At 69.6% G+C, this 16,376-nt stretch carries 18 protein-coding genes; 8 read left to right on the top strand and 10 right to left on the bottom strand.

From position 1 onward, the window contains the following. Positions 1–439 (top strand): HNH endonuclease signature motif containing protein (locus tag CCN37_RS40275; RefSeq protein WP_168200967.1); only part of this gene is annotated, 439 nt, incomplete at its 5' end. An 87-nt stretch (positions 440–526) separates the two neighbouring features. Further along, a complete protein-coding gene (locus CCN37_RS32355) occupies positions 527–772 on the top strand; it encodes a hypothetical protein (RefSeq protein WP_086828238.1) in 246 nt (81 codons plus the stop codon). A 57-nt stretch (positions 773–829) separates the two neighbouring features. Here the strand turns inward: CCN37_RS32355 and CCN37_RS32350 are convergent, their stop codons facing one another. Next, the gene (locus CCN37_RS32350) at positions 830–1,618 is read right to left on the bottom strand and encodes a PIG-L family deacetylase (protein WP_086828236.1); all 789 of its coding nucleotides are present in this window, start codon (positions 1,616–1,618) and stop codon (positions 830–832) included. Between the two features lie 127 nt (positions 1,619–1,745). Here CCN37_RS32350 and CCN37_RS32345 point away from each other — a divergent pair, with 127 nt between their 5' ends. Both CCN37_RS32345 and CCN37_RS32340 read left to right on the top strand, forming a co-directional pair. Then, positions 1,746–2,513, top strand: a complete 768-nt coding sequence (locus CCN37_RS32345) for a DUF4239 domain-containing protein (protein ID WP_168200966.1) — start codon at positions 1,746–1,748, stop codon at positions 2,511–2,513. A 26-nt stretch (positions 2,514–2,539) separates the two neighbouring features. Continuing rightward, a complete protein-coding gene (locus CCN37_RS32340; RefSeq protein WP_086828231.1) occupies positions 2,540–3,031 on the top strand; it encodes a hypothetical protein in 492 nt (163 codons plus the stop codon). Here the strand turns inward: CCN37_RS32340 and CCN37_RS32335 are convergent. The 5 genes from CCN37_RS32335 to CCN37_RS32315 form a co-directional block, all read right to left on the bottom strand. After that, positions 3,021–4,121, bottom strand: coding sequence for an ABC transporter substrate-binding protein (locus tag CCN37_RS32335; protein WP_086828229.1), 1,101 nt, complete (start codon positions 4,119–4,121; stop codon positions 3,021–3,023). The genes CCN37_RS32340 and CCN37_RS32335 overlap by 11 nt on opposite strands. Positions 4,122–4,200: 79 nt before the next feature. Beyond that, a complete protein-coding gene (locus CCN37_RS32330) occupies positions 4,201–5,262 on the bottom strand; it encodes a family 2 encapsulin nanocompartment cargo protein polyprenyl transferase (protein WP_086828227.1) in 1,062 nt (353 codons plus the stop codon). 21 nt (positions 5,263–5,283) lie between these two features. After that, entirely contained in the window at positions 5,284–6,687 is a 1,404-nt protein-coding gene (locus CCN37_RS32325) for a family 2B encapsulin nanocompartment shell protein (protein WP_246843439.1), read from the bottom strand. Between the two features lie 92 nt (positions 6,688–6,779). Then, positions 6,780–8,195 (bottom strand): family 2B encapsulin nanocompartment shell protein, encoded by a 1,416-nt coding sequence (locus CCN37_RS32320; protein ID WP_371505314.1) that lies wholly within the window; start codon positions 8,193–8,195, stop codon positions 6,780–6,782. 355 nt (positions 8,196–8,550) lie between these two features. Next, positions 8,551–9,144, bottom strand: a complete 594-nt coding sequence (locus tag CCN37_RS32315) for a TetR/AcrR family transcriptional regulator (RefSeq protein ID WP_086828247.1) — start codon at positions 9,142–9,144, stop codon at positions 8,551–8,553. A 134-nt stretch (positions 9,145–9,278) separates the two neighbouring features. Between CCN37_RS32315 and CCN37_RS32310 the strand changes: the two genes are divergently transcribed. After that, positions 9,279–10,478 (top strand): cytochrome P450, encoded by a 1,200-nt coding sequence (locus tag CCN37_RS32310; RefSeq protein ID WP_086828225.1) that lies wholly within the window; start codon positions 9,279–9,281, stop codon positions 10,476–10,478. On the opposite strand, the gene CCN37_RS32305 is transcribed toward CCN37_RS32310, so the two are convergent. Genes CCN37_RS32305 through CCN37_RS32295 form a run of 3 tightly spaced genes read right to left on the bottom strand, consistent with a single transcriptional unit; the run spans position 10,455 to position 13,204 of the window. Further along, on the bottom strand, positions 10,455–11,576 hold the full coding sequence (locus CCN37_RS32305; protein ID WP_086828222.1) for an epoxide hydrolase family protein: 1,122 nt from the start codon (positions 11,574–11,576) through the stop codon (positions 10,455–10,457). The two genes, CCN37_RS32310 and CCN37_RS32305, sit on opposite strands and share 24 nt — an antisense overlap. Then, positions 11,573–12,808, bottom strand: a complete 1,236-nt coding sequence (locus CCN37_RS32300) for an RNA polymerase sigma factor (RefSeq protein WP_086828220.1) — start codon at positions 12,806–12,808, stop codon at positions 11,573–11,575. The genes CCN37_RS32305 and CCN37_RS32300 overlap by 4 nt, the downstream gene beginning before the upstream one ends. A gap of 6 nt (positions 12,809–12,814) precedes the next feature. After that, positions 12,815–13,204 (bottom strand): YciI family protein, encoded by a 390-nt coding sequence (locus CCN37_RS32295; RefSeq protein ID WP_086828218.1) that lies wholly within the window; start codon positions 13,202–13,204, stop codon positions 12,815–12,817. A 175-nt stretch (positions 13,205–13,379) separates the two neighbouring features. On the opposite strand from CCN37_RS32295, the gene CCN37_RS32290 reads away from it, so the two are divergent. Together CCN37_RS32290 and CCN37_RS32285 are read left to right on the top strand one after the other, a co-directional pair. Beyond that, the gene (locus tag CCN37_RS32290) at positions 13,380–13,796 is read left to right on the top strand and encodes a hypothetical protein (RefSeq protein WP_086828216.1); all 417 of its coding nucleotides are present in this window, start codon (positions 13,380–13,382) and stop codon (positions 13,794–13,796) included. Next, complete coding sequence (locus tag CCN37_RS32285) at positions 13,793–14,104, top strand: transcriptional regulator (protein ID WP_086828214.1); 312 nt, start codon at positions 13,793–13,795, stop codon at positions 14,102–14,104. The genes CCN37_RS32290 and CCN37_RS32285 overlap by 4 nt, the downstream gene beginning before the upstream one ends. A gap of 119 nt (positions 14,105–14,223) precedes the next feature. Here CCN37_RS32285 and CCN37_RS32280 read toward each other — a convergent pair whose 3' ends face one another. Then, a complete protein-coding gene (locus CCN37_RS32280) occupies positions 14,224–15,102 on the bottom strand; it encodes a LysR family transcriptional regulator (protein WP_210408305.1) in 879 nt (292 codons plus the stop codon). A 22-nt stretch (positions 15,103–15,124) separates the two neighbouring features. Between CCN37_RS32280 and CCN37_RS32275 the strand changes: the two genes are divergently transcribed. Beyond that, positions 15,125–16,108, top strand: a complete 984-nt coding sequence (locus CCN37_RS32275) for a maleylacetate reductase (RefSeq protein WP_168200965.1) — start codon at positions 15,125–15,127, stop codon at positions 16,106–16,108. The last annotated feature ends 268 nt before the right edge of the window (positions 16,109–16,376 follow it).

Raw genomic sequence — 16,376 nt, 5'->3', positions numbered from 1 at the left:
CCTCGGCTTGACCCAGGACCCCGCCATCCTCGGCGGCTACGGTCCGATCCCCGCGCCCATCGCGAGGGAGATCGCGGCGGGTGGAGTGTGGAAGCGCATCCTCACCGACCCGGTGACAGGAGCGGCGGAGGAGATCAGCAACGTCTACCGGCCCACCGCGAAACAGCGAGAACTCATCGCGGCCAGGTATCCCACCTGCATGGCGATCGGTTGCAATCAGCCCGCGCACCGTTGCGATCTTGATCATTGTCGTCGCTACAACGGGGAGAACACGACGCTGGACAACCTCCGGCCGAAGTGCCGGAGGCATCACCGGATGAAGACCCACTCGAACTGGAAGTGCGAGAACCAAGAGGACGGAACGCACACCTGGACCACGCCGAGCGGGAAGACCGAAGACGTTCATCCGACGCCCATCGCCGAGCCCGCGCCGTTCTGAAGAACGTCGCCGGATCAGGGGACGCCCGCGCGTCCACGCCTCACAGGATGATCATGAAGGCACCGATCGACGTTCCCTGAGGTCTTCTTGTCCGCTCGCATCGAGTGCGGCTTCGACGCGCCCGAGATCGCCGAGGACGGTGATCGCGTGACTTGGACTTGGAGCCTGCGGAACTCCGGCGACCAGGACGCGACCGACGTTGTCTTCACCAGCAAGCTGATCCCGGCACTGAAAGTCGTCGAGGCGACCAGCACGCCAAGATCGTTGCCGCGCTTCCCCCGGCACGCGACCTCTGATCAAGGTGATGGCGCGTCCGCGAACTCCACCGAGTAGAGCAGCGCGGCCGAAGCAGACCACCCAGCCGGGCCAGCCGGGTGGTCGTGCGCCGAGTTACAGGCCTTCCATCAGGTCGGTCTCGGTGATGCCGGGGCCGTGGCCCTCGCGGATGAACCACTCGGTGCCGAAGGCGTAGGCGAAACCCTCGTCGGGCATGGCGAGGAAGAACGAGTCCTCGCTGATCTGGCTGGCGTGGGCGCGCATGGCGGCGCGCTTGGCCTCCAGGTACTTGGTGACGTCGACGGCGGCGGTGATCTCGGACTCGGGCTTGCCGAACTGGCCATCGGACTCGACGTCGGGCATGTCGACGTCCTCGGCCTGCGCGGCCATGGCGGCCATGCCCCGGCGCATGTGGTCCTGGTTCATGGTGTTCTGGTAGACGCGCGGGGTGCCGGCCAGCTCGGCGGCGCGCTTGCCGACGCGGTGGACCTGGATGTGGTCGGGGTGGCCGTAGCCGCCGTTGTCGTCGTAGATGGTGAGGACGTCGGCGTTCTCCTCGCGCAGGATCGCCGCCAGCTTCTGCGCGGCCTCCTCCACATCGGCGGTCCAGAACGAGCCGGGGAAATCGTTGGAGGGCTCGCCGATCATGCCGGAGTCCTTGTAGCCCAGGAACTCCACGCGGTCGGCGCCCAGGATCTCGGCGGCCGCGCGGGTCTCGGTGACGCGGCGCTGCCACAGCTGCTCGCCCTCGGCGAGGAAGCCGTCCGCCACCTCCCCCTGCTCACCCCGGGTCGCCGTGACCAGCACGACGCGGTGACCTTCCTCGTGAGCCTTGCGCATGACACCGCCGCACCCGATGCACTCGTCGTCGGGGTGAGCGTGAAACGACACCAAAGTGGCCATGCGCTGACGCTACGCGATCTTCCATCCACATTTCCCCGTGGGCTCCGCCTGTTCGTGTAGTGGTCGGACCTCCGGCACGAGAACTACCTTCGAGTTAACCCCTGCCGCACCTGCGAAAGGCACATTCGTGCTGCTGCAAAGCATCCTCGTCGTCGGCGGAACGGTGATCGCGAGCGTCGTCGCCGCCTACATCGTCACCAGGCTCGTCCCCTTCGAGTCCCGCTCCAAGTACAACGAGGTCTCCGGGCACTTCTTCGCCGCGTGCGGCGCGTTCTACGCCATCCTGGTCGCCTTCGTGGTGGTCGCCGTGTGGGAGGACCTCGGCGCCGCGCGGGCCAACACCTACGTCGAGGCGAACGCCCTGCCGGGCCTCTACTTCGCCTCGACCGCCTTCTCCGACAAGGACGAAGCGGCCTTCCAGGACATCGCGGTCTCCTACGCCAAGGCCGTGATCGTCGACGAGTGGCCGCTGCTGGCCCAGGGCAAGGGCAGCCCGAAGGTCGAGGAGGTCGCCAAGAAGATGCGCAGGGCGATCGTCCAGGTCGACGTCGAGGAGCCGCGCCAGGAAGCGCTCTACAGCGCCATGATCGAGCGCGTCAACACCATCGGCAGCGCGCGGCGGGACCGGCTCAACGAGGCGGTGCCGTCGATACCGAGCTTCTTCTGGATAGGCCTGATCATCGGCGGCGTGCTGCTGATCGGCTTCGCGTTGTTCTTCGGCACCGAGCGCTTCCTGCCGCACGCGTTGATGGTCGGCGTGCTGGCCATGCTCGTCTCGGCCTCCCTGCTGTTCACCCACCTCATGGACCACCCGTTCTCGGGAGCCGCCGCGGTCTCGCCGGAGGCGTTCCGCATCGCGCTGTCGCAGATGGGGCAACCACTGCCCCTTCCGTAGGAAAACCGTTCGAGGAGAAGGCACACATGTCCTGGAAACGACTGCTCGGCATCACCGCGGCCGCCGCGATGCTCCCGGTGCTCACCGCGAGCGCGGCCCCGGCCGCCCCGGCTGACGAGACCATCGTCGTGACCGCCAAGCGGTCCGTGCTCAGCCTGCCCGCCGTCCCCACGGTCGGCCTGTCCTTCCTCGGCGGCGGCGAGCTGCTGGACGAGGCGGGCGCGAAGGTCGGCGAGGGCTACTCCACCTGCACGGTGGCCCGGATCGCGCTCCCGGAACTGACCTCGCACTGCACCAGCGCGTTCAAGCTGGCCAAGGGCGAGGTCCACCTGTCCAGCCTGCGCACCTACACCGTCGGGGCGAGCAGCAGCTTCAAGGACTCGACGATGGCGGTGATCGGCGGCACCGGCGCCTACAAGGACGCGCGGGGCGAGGCGAAGACCGCCAAGCAGGGCGGCGCGCTGCTCGACCCGCTGGCCCCGGTGTCCTACAAGTTCACCATCACGCTCAGCTCCTGACACCGACGACGAGGTCCCCGTCGCACACCGCGGCGGGGACCTTGTCGTTGTCCACCACGCGAAGCACGCCGTCCTGCCACTGGCCCGCCGCGAGCGGGAGCGTGGCCACGCACGGCACCGGACCGCTCGTCCAGTCCAGCCGCCCGGCGATCGTGTCCACAGTGGACTTCGCGAGCACGTCGGCGACGGCGGCGCGGTCCTCGCCCTCGGACACGGCGTGCACGGCCACCTCCAGCAGCGCGTGCGCGAGCCCGAGCAGCGGCAACCACGGGCGCCCGGTCCGGTGCGCGTAGTCATCGGCCAGCTCAGCCGACGAAATGCCGTCCACACCGGACACACAGCGGTGTCCCGGCGCCCAGGCCACGACGGTCGCGACGCGGTCGAGTGCGGGGTCGTCCATGCCGAACGGGTAAGCCAGCCAACGGGAACACGTCACCAGGTTGGGGCGCAGGCCTTCCCGACGAGCGCGCTCCAGGAACCGCACGAGGTCACCGGTGGTCGCAGCGCTGCTGACGATGTCCACATCGGACCGGAGCAGCGCGTCGACCTGGCTGGCGAAGTCGGACTCGGACTCGCGGTAGGCGCCCGCGTCCACCACGGCGTGGGATGTCACCGGCAGGAAACCAAAAGAAGGGTCGCGCAGCGCTCGTCCCTGCGGGCCGTCGTTCCACAGCAGACCGACGGAGTCGCCCGCACGGCGCCACAGATCGGCGAAGGTCGCGGCGATGTCGTCCAGGCCCCAGCAGAAGTGGAAGGTCCAGTCGAAGTCCCGATCGAGGCCGTAGCGGTAGACCTGCCAGGGCAGCGCCGTGGACACGCACGGCGTCCGCAGGCGCTCGCAGGTCTCGGTGATCGCGGGCAGCACACTGGTCCCGCCGAGGCACACCACGAGCCGGACGCCCTCGCGCTCGATGAGGTCCCGCGTCGCCGCGCGCGCTCCCTCCACAGAGGACTTGCTGTCCGCCGTGACGAAGTCCAGCAAGGGAAACAGGGCGCGGAAACGGTGCACGACGTGGTCGAGCGGATCGCCGAGCAGGGTGAGCCTGCCGGTCCGGGCCAGGACGACGCCGATCCTGCCGCGGTGGGACACACGAACTCCTCACAGCTGAAGCGAACGGGGCAGTCCCCCACCGGCTGGCGGGGGACTGCCCGTCGAACGCGTTGTTCGGTCAGTGGTCGCGGGTGACCACCAGTGTGCCCAAAGCACGCAGTTCCGCCGCGGGACGCGCCGCAGGAGTGACCGCGGCGAGATCGGCGAAGGCGCGGTTGGTCAGCTGCTCGGCCTGATCGCGTGCCCAGCCCCGCCCACCGGCCAGCTCGATCAGCTCGGCGGCGCGGGCCCGTTCGACCTCGGAGAGCGGCTGCTCCCTGAGGTAGAGCGCGGCCAGCTCGCGCGCGGCCGGGGTGCCCGAGCTCAACGCCGCCACCACCGGCAGGGACTTCTTGCCGTTGGTGAGGTCGGAGTGCACGGGTTTGCCGGTGCGCCTGGGATCTCCCCAGATGCCGAGCAGGTCGTCGGCCAGTTGGAAGGCCAGCCCGAGGTGGTCGCCGAAGTCGCGCAGCGACCGCACCTGCTCGGGTGTCCCGTCCCCGAACAGCGCGCCGAGCTGCGACGCGCAGCCCAGCAACGCGCCGGTCTTGCGCTCCGCCATGGCCATGCACTCCGCCAGCCCGACGTCGGCGCGGTCCTCGAAGGAGAGGTCCTTGCTCTGCCCGTCGACCAGGTCCATGACCGCGGTGGAGAGCACGCCCAGCGCCTGCTGCGTCGAGCTGTGCTCGCTCTTGGCCAGCACGGCGAAGGCCGCCGTCAGCAGCGCGTCCCCGGCCAGGATCGCCGCGTTGGAGCCGAAAACCCGGTTCGCGGTCGGCCGGTGCCGTCTGGTCAGGTCCCCGTCGAGCACATCGTCGTGCAGCAGCGAGAAGTTGTGCACCAGCTCCACCGCGGCCGCTGCCGGCAGGGCCGCCTCGACGCAGTCGTACTCGCCGAAGGTGTCGCTGGTGACCGCCGCCGCGGACAGCAGCACCAGCGCCGGGCGCAGTGCCTTCCCGCCGTCCGCGCTCGTCGGCCTGCCGTGCTCGTCCCACCACCCGAAGTGGTAGCCGGCGATGAGCGCCATCGACGGCGGCATCGCCTCGACCACCGCGCGCAGCGCGGGGTCCACCATGTTGCGGCTCCAGGCAAGCACGTCGCGTGCCGACCTGCCCGCGGTCATCGCCTCGACCGTGGCCATGTCCGTCGCCCCGCCCCGGCCTCAGCGGCCGATCTCGACGTTCTCCAGGACACCGAGCGCGTCCGGCACGAGCACGGCCGCCGAGTAGTACGCGCTGACGAGGTAGGAGATGATCGCCTTCTCGTTGACGCCCATGTAGCGCACCGAGAGCCCGGGCTCGTACTCGTCCGGCAGCCCGGTCTGGCGCAGGCCGATCACGCCCTGGTCATCCTCCCCCGTGCGCAGCACCAGGATCGAGGACGTGCGGGATTCGGTGATCGGGATCTTGTCGCACGGCAGCAGCGGGACCCCGCGCCACGCCATGACCTGCCTGCCGTCGACGACGGTGCCCTCCGGGTAGAGGCCGCGCTTGTTGCACTCCCTGCCGAAGGCCGCGATCGTCTTGGGGTGGGCCAGGAAGTAGCGCGACTTGCGCCTGCGGCAGAGCAGTTCGTCGAGGTCGTCCGGGGTCGGAGGGCCGCTGTGGGTGGTGATGCGCTGCTTGAGGTCGGCGTTGTGCAGCAGGCCGAACTCGCGGTTGTTGATCAGCTCGTGTTCCTGGAGCTCCTTGAGCGCTTCCACGGTGAGCCGCAACTGCTGCTCGGTCTGGTTCATCGGCTCGTTGTAGAGATCGGCCACGCGGGAGTGCACGCGCAGGACCGTCTGCGCCACGCTCAGCTCGTACTCGCGCGGCTTCAGCTCGTAGTCCACGAACGTGCCGGGCAGGTCGTACTCGCCGGACTCGCCCGCGGCGACGTCGATCGCGGCCTCGCCCTTCTTGTTCTGCGAGCGCTTGGGCGTGCTGACGTAGCGCTCGACCTGCTCGCGCAGCGCGTCCGACTGCGACACCAGGCGCTGGAACTCCTGCGCGGACAGGGTGAGCACGGTGCACGCGGTCGCGGCCTTCACCGTGTAGGACCACGGCGAGCTGTCCCCGGTGAGCACCTCGTCACCGAAGTGGTCGCCGTCGACGAGGGTGCCGATCACGATCGGATCGCCGTACTTGCCGGAGGCGACCTGGTTCACCTTTCCGTGCGCCACGAGGAAGATCTCCTCGGCCGCCTCGCCGTCGCGGACGATGGTGTCCCCCGCGGCGAACTCCCGCTGCTGGAAGCGGTCGGCGATGGCGCCGAGCACGTCCTCGTCCTCGAACCCGCGCAGCAGCGGCAGCTCGCACAGCTCCGGTGGGACGACGCGGATGTCGGACCCGGTGTTGCTGAAGGACAACCGGCCGTCGCCGACGGCGTAGGTGAGCCTGCGGTTGACCCGGTAGGCACCGCCCTTGGCCTCCACCCACGGCAGCACGCGCAGCAGCCACCTCGGCGTGATGCCCTGCATCTGCGGAACCGACTTGGTCGTCGTCGCGAGGTTGCGCGCCGCCGCGGTCCCGAGGCTGAGTTGGGTGGTCTGGGCCTGCGGTGTGCCGCCGATGTCCGTCTGTGTCACTGAAAAACACCACCGATTTCTGTCCGCGCCGGAAGAGCTGTTGCGAGGGAGGGGTGTCCCCGCCGCCCTGGGGAAGCGGCGGGGACACGGGCTCAGCTGAAGCGGCCGATCTCGACGTTCTCCAGGATGCCGAGCGCGTCCGGCACCAGGACGGCCGCCGAGAAGTAGGTGCTGACCAGGTAGGAGATGATCGCCTTCTCGTTGACGCCCATGAACCGCACGGACAGGCCGGGCTCGTACTCGTCGGGGATCTCGGTCTGGTGCAGGCCGATGACGCCCTGCTTCTCCTCGCCGGTGCGCAGCAGCATGATCGAGGACGTGCCGCTCTGGCTCACCGGGATCTTGTTGCACGGCAGGATCGGGATGCCGCGCCAGGACGGCACCTTGTTCCCGCCGATGTCCACGGCGTGCGGGTAGAGGCCCCTGCTGTTGCACTCCCTGGCGAAGGCCGCGATGGCCTTGGGGTGGGCCAGGAAGGCGGTCGGGTCCTTCCACACCGAGGACAGCAGTTCGTCCATGTCGTCGGGCGTCGGCGGGCCGGAGCGCGTGTGCAGCCGCTGCTTGAGGTCGGCGTTGTGCAGCAGGCCGAAGTCACGGCTGTTGACCAGCTCGTGCTCCTGGCGCTCGCGCAGGGCCTCGACGGTGAGCCGCAACTGCTGCTCGGTCTGGTTCATCGGCTCGTTGTAGAGATCCGCGACGCGGGAGTGCACGCGCAGCACGGTCTGCGCCACGCTCAGCTCGTACTCGCGCGGCTTCAGCTCGTAGTCGACGAAGGTGCTCGGCAGGTCGTACTCGCCCTCCTGGCCCGCCGCGAGGTCTATCGCCGCCTCGCCGTGGTCGTCGCGCGGCTGGCCCGCCTTGGCGCGGAACTCCGCGACGTGGGCCTGCAACGCCTCGGACTGCTCGACGATGTTGTCGAAGGCGCTCTGCTGGAGCATCAGCACGGTGCAGGCGGTCTTCGCCTTGACCGTGTACTCCCAGATGTCGCCCTCGGCGGCCAGCGTCTCGTCACCGAAGTGATCGCCGTCCGCGAGGGTGTCCAGCACGGTCTCGTCGCCGTAGGCACCGGCGCCGATCTTGGCCACCTTGCCGTGGGCGATCAGGAAGGCCTGGTCGGAGCGGTTGCCGAACTCCACGATCACATCGCCGGGCTGGTACTCGCGCTGTTCGAAGCGGTCGGCGAGGGCGATCAGCACCTCCTCGTCCTCGAACCCGCGCAGCAGCGGCAGCTCGCACAGCTCCGGCGGGATGACGCGGATGGTCGCCCCGGTGTTGGTGAAGGTGACCCGGCCGTCGCCGACGGCGTAGCTGAGCCTGCGGTTGACCCGGTAGGCACCACCGGCGGCCCGCACCCACGGCAGCACCTTCAGCAGCCAGCGCGAGGAGATGCCCTGCATCTGCGGGACCGACTTGGTCGTCGTCGCCAGGTTGCGCGCGGCGGCCGTCGCGAGGCTCTGCTGCGGGCTCGCGCCGTTGACCTCGCGCTCCGCCTGCACCGACTCGGTCACAACCGACACCACCAATCTCAGTCACTGGAACACGTCAAAGAAACCGGGAAATCCGGCAAGGTCGAGGAAATCGAATATCGGCACGCATGAATTGCGTGGGAAATACGACGTACCAACGGGTCCGAAGCTAGCATCGGACTTTCAAATCCGTACAGTCACCCGTGTCAGTGACTCGTGAACGCACGTCACAATACGGTCGTCCCGAGCACAACCACTCGTTCGATTGGCCCAGCCGCCAACCGTTCCTGGGGGTATCACGGACAGCGACGGGAGTATTAGGACATGCGGGTGGCCCGGTGGACCCCCGCCCGCTCCGCCGAGCGGGTAAGCGCTGGTCCGAGTGGGGGACGGGCGGTCACGGCGTGGCTACCGGGACCCCCGAGCCCCTGAGCAGTTCCAGTGCGCGGTGGGTGATTCGCCGCATGTTCGAACGGCCCCCGCTCTCCACCCAGGTCCGCACCGACACCTCGATCACGGTCATCGTATTGGCGGATGCCAAAGTCGCGGCCAGCTCAGCGGATCGCCCGCCCATTCTCCGCGCGATTTCCGTTGCCAATTCACCGCGCCAGCGCATGGTCTTGTCGTTGAGCTGTGCGCGGGCCGACGGTGTCCGCCAGGCCAGCTCGTAGACGGCGATAATGCGGTCTCCGGATTCGGCGACGGTGCGCAGCACGTAGTCGATCAGCTCGTGCAGCGCCCTCGGCACCGGCACGTCCTCGGGCTGGGCGCGGAAGACCTCCAGCGCCTCGTCCAGCCGCTGCTCGACGAAGGTCAGCAGCAGCGCTTCCTTGGTCGCGTAGTAGCGGTAGAGGGTGCGCGGCCCGACCTCGGCGGCCGCGGCGATCTGCTCCATCGTGGTCGCGGCGAAGCCGTTGGCGGTGAACAGCTCGAAGGCGGTGTCGGCGAGCAGCTGCCGCGTGCGCTCCATCTTGGTCTCGCGAAGCCCCACGGCCGCCACCTCCTTCTCCGGCGTTCACCGGTGTCTGCGGGGGCGCGAAGGCTATCAGCGTTGCCACGGCGCCGAAGGTGATGGCAGTGTAGGTCACGTGGCAGTGGCTGCCACTTTCTCGAAGGGAGTCGGCGATGACCGCGACCAGGGGGAGCTTCCCCGTCGAGCGCGACCCGGCCTGTCCGCTCGACCCGGCGCCCGGGTACCGCGAGCTGCCGGAGCGGGTGTCGGCGGTGTCCTGCCCGATCGGCGTGGACGCGTGGGTGCTCACCCGGCACTCCGACATCCGGGCCGCGCTGGCCGATCGCAGGCTCAGCTCGCGGGGCGCGCCGTCCAACCACGTCGTCGCGGGCGCCGACCCGAACGAGCCCGTCGCGCCCGGCGTGCTGCTGCGGCTGGACGGCGACGAGCACTCGCGGCTGCGCAAGCTGCTCATCCCCGAGTTCACCGTGCGCCGGGTCGAGGCACTGCGCCCGGCGATCGCGCGCATCGTCGACGACCACATCGACGCGATGCTGGCCAGCACCGAGCCGGTCGACCTGTACCGCGACTTCGCGCTCCCCGTGCCCTCGCTGGTGATCTGCGAACTGCTCGGAGTTCCTTACGCGGACCGGGATTCCTTCGAGAAGCAGAGCGCGCTGCTGGTCGGCGTCGACGGCGACCCCGAGGCCTTCGCCAATGCCGCGATGCAGGTGCAGCAGTTCATGGCGCAGCTCGTCCTGTCGAAGATGCAGAGCCCGACCGACGACCTGCTCGGCAGGCTCATCCAGCGCGGCGCCGAGACGGGCGCGAACCTGACCGTCGAGGAGCTGGTCTCGCTCGGCATCACCCTGCTCGTCGCCGGTCACGAGACCACCGCGAACATGATCGCGCTGAGCACGCTGACCCTGCTGCGCAGGCCGGAACAACTCGAAGCGCTGCGCTCGGACCCCGACCTCGCGCCGGGCGCGGCCGAGGAGCTGCTGCGCTACCTCTCGATCGTCCACTTCGGACTGTTCAGGTACGCGACCGAGGACGTGGAGATCGGCGAGGAGACCATCCGCGCGGGCGAATGGCTCGTCGCGGCGCTGTCGGCGGGCAACCGCGAGGAGTCGGTGTACCCCGACGCGGACACGCTCGACCTGACCCGCAACGCCCGCAGCCACCTGGCTTTCGGACACGGTGTGCACCAGTGCCTCGGCCAGCAGCTGGCCCGCGTGGAGCTCCAGGAGGTCTTCACCCGGCTCTACCCGCGCCTGCCCGGCCTGCGCCTGGCCGTGCCGTTCGAGGAGATCAAGTTCAAGCACGACGCGCTGGTGTACGGCGTGCGCTCACTGCCCATCGCCTGGGACTGACCGCACCGCCGCGAAGAACTCGCGGATGTCGTGCACCAGCAGGTCCGGTGCGTCCTGGGCGGCGTAGTGCCCGCCGCGGTCGTACTCGTTCCAGGACGCGATGTTGTGGTGGTGCTCGGAGAAGACGCGGATCGAGGGGAGATCGCCCGGGAACTGGGCCACACCAACGGGAACGGTGGTGGGGCCGGGTGAAGGCTCCTCGCGCGCGTAGTCGGCGTAGATCCGGATCGCCGAGCCCGCGGTCCCGGTGAGCCAGTGGATCATGACGTGGGTGAGGATCGCGTCGTTGTCCAGGCCGTGCTTGTGCATGGCCTGGGCGTTCCAGCCCAGCAGTCCGACCGGTGAGTCGGCCAGCGCGTGCGCGAGGGTCTGCGGCTGCTGGGCCTGCACGACGCCGTAGGCGGCTTCGTTGTTGGCGTAGTGCTGGAACGCCTCCCACGCCGCCTTGTCCTTCGGCCCCAGCTCCGCCACCCACTTCGGGTCCTCGCTCGGCGGCGGGTCCCAGGTCTGGGTCACGTGCGCGCCGACCACGTGCTCCGGGGCGAGGCGGCCCAGCTCCACGGAAATGCCTGAGCCCCAATCGTTTCCGGCCGCGCCGTAGCGCTCGTGGCCGAGTCGGCGCATCAGCTCCGCCCACGCCGTGGCGATCCGCTTCGGACCCCAGCCGCTGGCGGGGCCGGAGAACCCGAAGCCCGGCAGCGAGGGCACCACGACCTCGAAGGCGATCGACGGGTCGAGGCCGTGCCGGCGCGGGTCGCTGAGCGGGCCGATCACGTCGAGGTACTCCGCGATCGAGCCGGGCCACCCGTGGCTGAGCACCACCGGCAGCGCGTCCGGTTCGGGCGAGCGCACGTGCAGGAAGTGCAGGGTCGTGCCGTCGATGGTCGTCGTGAACTGCGGGTGCTCGTTGAGCCGCGTTTCCCATGCGCGCCAGTCGTAGTTGTGGCGCCAGTGCTCGACCAGCTCGCGCACCCTGGCGACGGGCAGGCCGTAGCTCGCGTCACCGTCCTCCGGCTCGGGAGCCCAACGGACTCGGTCGAGTCGGTGGCGCAGGTCGATCAGGTCCCCATCGGGGATCTCGATGCGGTACGGCTTCATGTCGTGTCCTCACCAAGGCGTTGTGCGCGGGTGTTGAGGTAGCGCACGTGGTGGATGTTGGTCGCGAGTTCGGCGGCTCGGAGGTAGGCGGTCCGCGCGGCGCCGGGCTCGCCCGCCAGTTCCAGGAGGTGCGCTCGCACGGCGTGCAGCCGTCGATCTCGGGTCAGGCGCGGGTCGTCCAAGCCGTCGAGCAGCGCCAGCCCGGCGGTCGGCCCATCCGCCATGGCGACGGCGACGGCGTGGTTGAGGTCCACGACGGGGCTGGGCGCGACCTGTCTCAGGAGTCGGTAGAGGGCGACGATCTGCCGCCAGTCGGTGGCTTCGGAGTTCGGTGCCTCGTCGTGGATCGCGGCGATCGCGGCCTGCAACTGGTACTGGCCGACGTCTCCTCGGGGCAGCGCCCTGGTGATCAGGTCCACGCCGCGCCGGATCGACTCGGCCTTCCACAGCCGCCGGTCCTGCTCGTGCAGGGGAACCAGCTCGCCGCGCTCGCTGAGGCGGGCCGGAGCGCGGGCGTCGGTCAGCAGCATCAGCGCCAGCAGCCCAGCCGCCTCGCCGTCCTCCGGCAGCAGTGCGGCGGCGATCTCGGCGAGCCGGATCGCTTCCTCGGCAAGACCGGCCCGGTGCAGCCGCGGCCCCGACGTCGCCGAGTAGCCCTCGGTGAAGATCAGGTACAGCACCCGCAGAACCGCGTCGATCCGTTGTGGGCGCTCGGCTTCCGACGGCATCCGGAACGGCACGCCGCTCTCCTCGACGGTGCGCTTGGCGCGGGTGATCCGGCGCGCCGTGCTGGACTCCGAGGTGAGCAAGCTCCTGGCGATCTCGGCGGTGGTCAGCCCGCCGACCGCGCGCAGCGTCAACGCGATCTGCGACGACGGCGACAGCGACGGGTGGCAGCACATGATGAGCAGGATCAGCGTGTCATCCGCGTCGTGGGCACCGGCGGCGGCCTCGGTGTCGGCGGGCAGTTCACGGCTCACCGCCGTGACTTCGCGCCGGCGGCGGGCCTGGTCCGCGCGCAGCAGATCGATCAGCTTGCGCGAGGCGACCCGCAGCAGCCAGGCCTGCGGATGTTCCGGCACGCCGTGCTCGCCCCACTGCCGTGACGCGGCCAGGAGCGCTTCCTGGACGGCGTCCTCGGCGGCGTCGAAACGGCCGTAGCGCCGCACGAGCGCGCCGAGGACCCGCGGGGCGAGCCGCCGCACCAACTCCTCGAAGGAGTCGTCGCCCATCGCCGGTCAGACGTCGTCGGTGTCGTGCTCGGCGCCCATCAGCGGGCGGATCACCACCCCGGCGTCGGCGGCTCGTCCGGGAGCCTGGTTCAGCCGGACGGCGATCTCGGTGGCGCGGTCGAAGCTCGCGCAGTCGACGATCCAGTACCCGGCGATGACCTCCTCCGTCTCGGCGAACGGGCCGTCGGTGACCACGGCCGCGCCGTCGCGCAGGCGGACCCGGCGGGCGAGCACCGGAGCGGCCAGGCCCTGCGTGTCGACGAGTTCGCCGGAGTCGGCCAGCTCGCCGGTGAACGCGGCCAGGAACTCGCCGATCGCGGCCAGGTCCTCGGTGGAGTCAGCCGCCATCGAGTCGTAGTCCTGCTGCGAGCCGTACGCCAGGATCATGTACTTCATCTCAAGCCTCCCTGCACCAGTCTGTTCGCAGGGAGTACGGAGCCGCACGCCGAGACCGGACACGCACGCAGTGTGGGCTGGACGACACTCGTGGGTTCGGTAGTGGATCAGAAAGCGGCCGCTGCCGAACGGGCAACTAGTTGCCAAAGTGGTAACTAGTTGCCATCATGGGCGCATGGATCACGACGACGCGCGAGCCAGTCTCGCTGAGGCTCAGCGGCTTGCCGGGGTGGCACGAGTCGCTGCCGGGTGGTACTCGCGTTTCCTCGTCCTGTTCGGTATCAGCTCCTTCGTGGTGGCAGCGAGTTTCGCCGTCGTCGATCGCATGACGGCCGTGGCGGTCATCACCCCGATCTGGTTGGTACTGGTCCTCGGGTTGACGATCGTGGTGGTGCTGCGGAGCAGGAGTTCGGTGCGCGGCTACGCGAGCATTCACGGCGCGGTGATGGCGGTGTGGAGCGCGGCGTGGGTCTTGACCATGGCTCTGACCACCCCAACGAGCGCGTCCTGGTTGCCACTGCTCGGCGGCGCGGTCATGGCGATCGCGGCCTTCGTCGGCGCGTACGTCGCACACCGGCGGAGCCGGGCATGACCGGCTCAGGTCATCCTCGCCACCAACTCGACGAACTCATCCACGCACCCGTCCGGTTCTCTATCGTCGCGATGCTCTCCGGCGTCCAGGAGGTGGAGTTCCAGTTGGTCCGCGATACCGTCGAAATCAGCACGCCCGCGTTGTCCAAACAGGTCTCCACGCTCGAAGCAGCGGGATACGTCAAGGTGCGCAAGGGTTATGTCGGCAAGAGACCGCGCACCTGGCTGGCGCTCACCGCCGAGGGGCGAACCGCGTACGAAACCCACCTCGTCGCGCTGCGCGATATCGCGGGGCAGTCGACTCCTTGAGCCGGAGTCCGCTCGAAGTCCACCGCACCAGGCCGCCCGGTGTCGCCGCCCCAGTTTCCCCGTAGGTGTGCCAGTCCTCAAGATCCGCAAACCCTCCTGTTGATCATCGTTGACGCGCCCTAGGCCACCAGGCGGAGGAAGGCCTCCAGGACCGGGGAGATCCGGTCGGGGCGCCATGCGGCTGACATGAGGGCGGGCGTGGTGGTGCCGGTTAGGCGGAGGAAGCGGACGTCCTCGGAGCGCAGGCGCTGCGCGGACGCCGGGACCACCGCCACCCCGATGCCACCGGCGACCAGGCCGACGATCGTCTGCATCAGCCACACCTCGCGCTGTACCACTCGCGGCGTGAAACCGTTGGCGGAGCACGATTCCGTGATGATCGCGCGCAGGCCGGGCATGCGGTGGCGGGTCGGCAGGACGAAGTGCTCCTCGGCCAGCTCCTTCATGTCCACAGTGGACTTCCGCGCGAGGTGGTGCGCCCGCGGGACGACCAGCGCCAACGGGTCCTCGGCGAGGCAGCGGGTGCTCAGCGCGGGATCGGCGAAGCCGCGCGCGAGGTAGCACAGGCCGATGTCGATCCGCTGCTCGTGCAGGGCGTCGAGCACTTCGTCGGGCCGCATCTCGTTGAGGTGCAAGGTGATCTCGGGATGACTCGCCTTGAACTCGCGCAGGATCGGCGGCAGCACCTCCAGCGCCGCGGACGGCACGAAGCCCAGGGCCAGCTTGCCGACGGCGCCCGTGCCGACGGAGCGCACGAGCTGGCTCGCCTGATCGACCGAGCCGAGGATGCGGCGGGCCTCGTCGTAGAGCAGCGCGCCCGCGTCGGTGAGCCGGACCCCGCGCGAGGAGCGGTCGAGCAGGCGCACGCCCAGTTCCTTCTCCAGCTTGCGCAACTGCACGCTGAGCGGGGGCTGGGCCATGCGCAGCCGCTCCGCCGCCCTGGTCAGGTTCAGCTCCTCAGCGACCACGACGAAGTACCGCAGGTGCCGCAGTTCCATACGCGAAGAATATGGTGGGTTCATGCGCGCGTTCCGCTACGAATCCCTGCCCGGCCGGGTCGTGTTCGGCGAGGGGAGCGCGGAGACCGTGGCGGAGGAGATCAGCGCTCAGCGCGTGCTCGTGCTGGCCACGCCGCGCGGACTCCCCCTGGCTCGCCGCCTCGCCGCGCCGCTCCGGGACCGCGTGGTCGGCGAGTTCACCGAGGTGCGCGAGCACGTTCCGGTCGCCGTCGCGCTGCACGCGCGCTCGCGGGCGCGGGAGCTGCGCGCGGACTGCCTGCTCGCCATCGGCGGTGGGTCCACCGTGGGCACTGCGAAGGCGATCGCGATGGAGCTGAGGCTGCCCATCGTCGCGGTGCCGACCACGTACGCGGGCTCGGAGATGACACCCGTGTGGGGCATGACGTCGTCTGAGGGCAAGCAGACGGGGCGGAGCCTGGACGTGCTGCCGTCGGTGGTGCTCTACGACCCGGTGCTGACCGCGAGCCTGCCGCGCGCGCTCACCGTGACCAGTGCGATGAACGCGATGGCGCACAGCGTCGAGGGCGTCTACGCGGCGGGGGCCAATCCGATCAGTTCGCTGATGGCGGCGGAGAGCGTTCGCGCGCTGGCGAAGGGCTTGGTCGAGGAGGCTCCGGCGTCACTGCTCTACGGCGCGTACCTCGCGGGCGCGGTGTTCGCGGTGACGGGTTCGGGGCTGCACCACAAGATCTGCCACGTGCTCGGCGGCGCGTACGACCTGCCGCACGCGGCGACGCACACCGTGGTGCTGCCGCACGTCGCCGAGTACATGGACGGCCCCGCGCTCGCCCCGATCGCCGCCGCCCTCAACGCCTCCACCGCCGCTTCGGGCCTGCGCGCGCTAGCTCATCGCGTGGACGCCCCCACGTCCTTGGCCGCCATCGGCTTCGACGCCGCCAAGCTCGCCGAGGCCGCCGCCCTCATCGCCGCCCAGTCCCCCGTCCCCGAACACGACATCCACGCCCTCCTGGCCGCCGCCCTCTGACCACCTCCGCGCGTTTTGGCAACGACTTGTCCAGGAGAGCGCTCGCAAATCGCATCGCGTAGCCAAAACGCGAGAACCGAAGTGCGGTGGCGCCCCCAGCCGATCCTCGAAGCCCTCGTGCACGTGCTGCACCAGGTAAACTAGGCCCATGCACCCCACCGCCCCGCTCGCCTCATCGAGCCTGGCCGTGGTCTAGGAAAACCCGTTTCGTACTCATAGCGGGAAATAGAGCGCTCCCATTACCCGGGTTGAGTACGAAACGGGTTTT

Origin of the sequence: Allokutzneria sp. NRRL B-24872 (genome assembly GCF_002155965.1) — a bacterium.
GTDB lineage: Bacteria > Actinomycetota > Actinomycetes > Mycobacteriales > Pseudonocardiaceae > Allokutzneria.
Note: the sequence above shows the minus strand (reverse complement) of the source record. Positions and strands in the feature narration are given on the sequence as shown.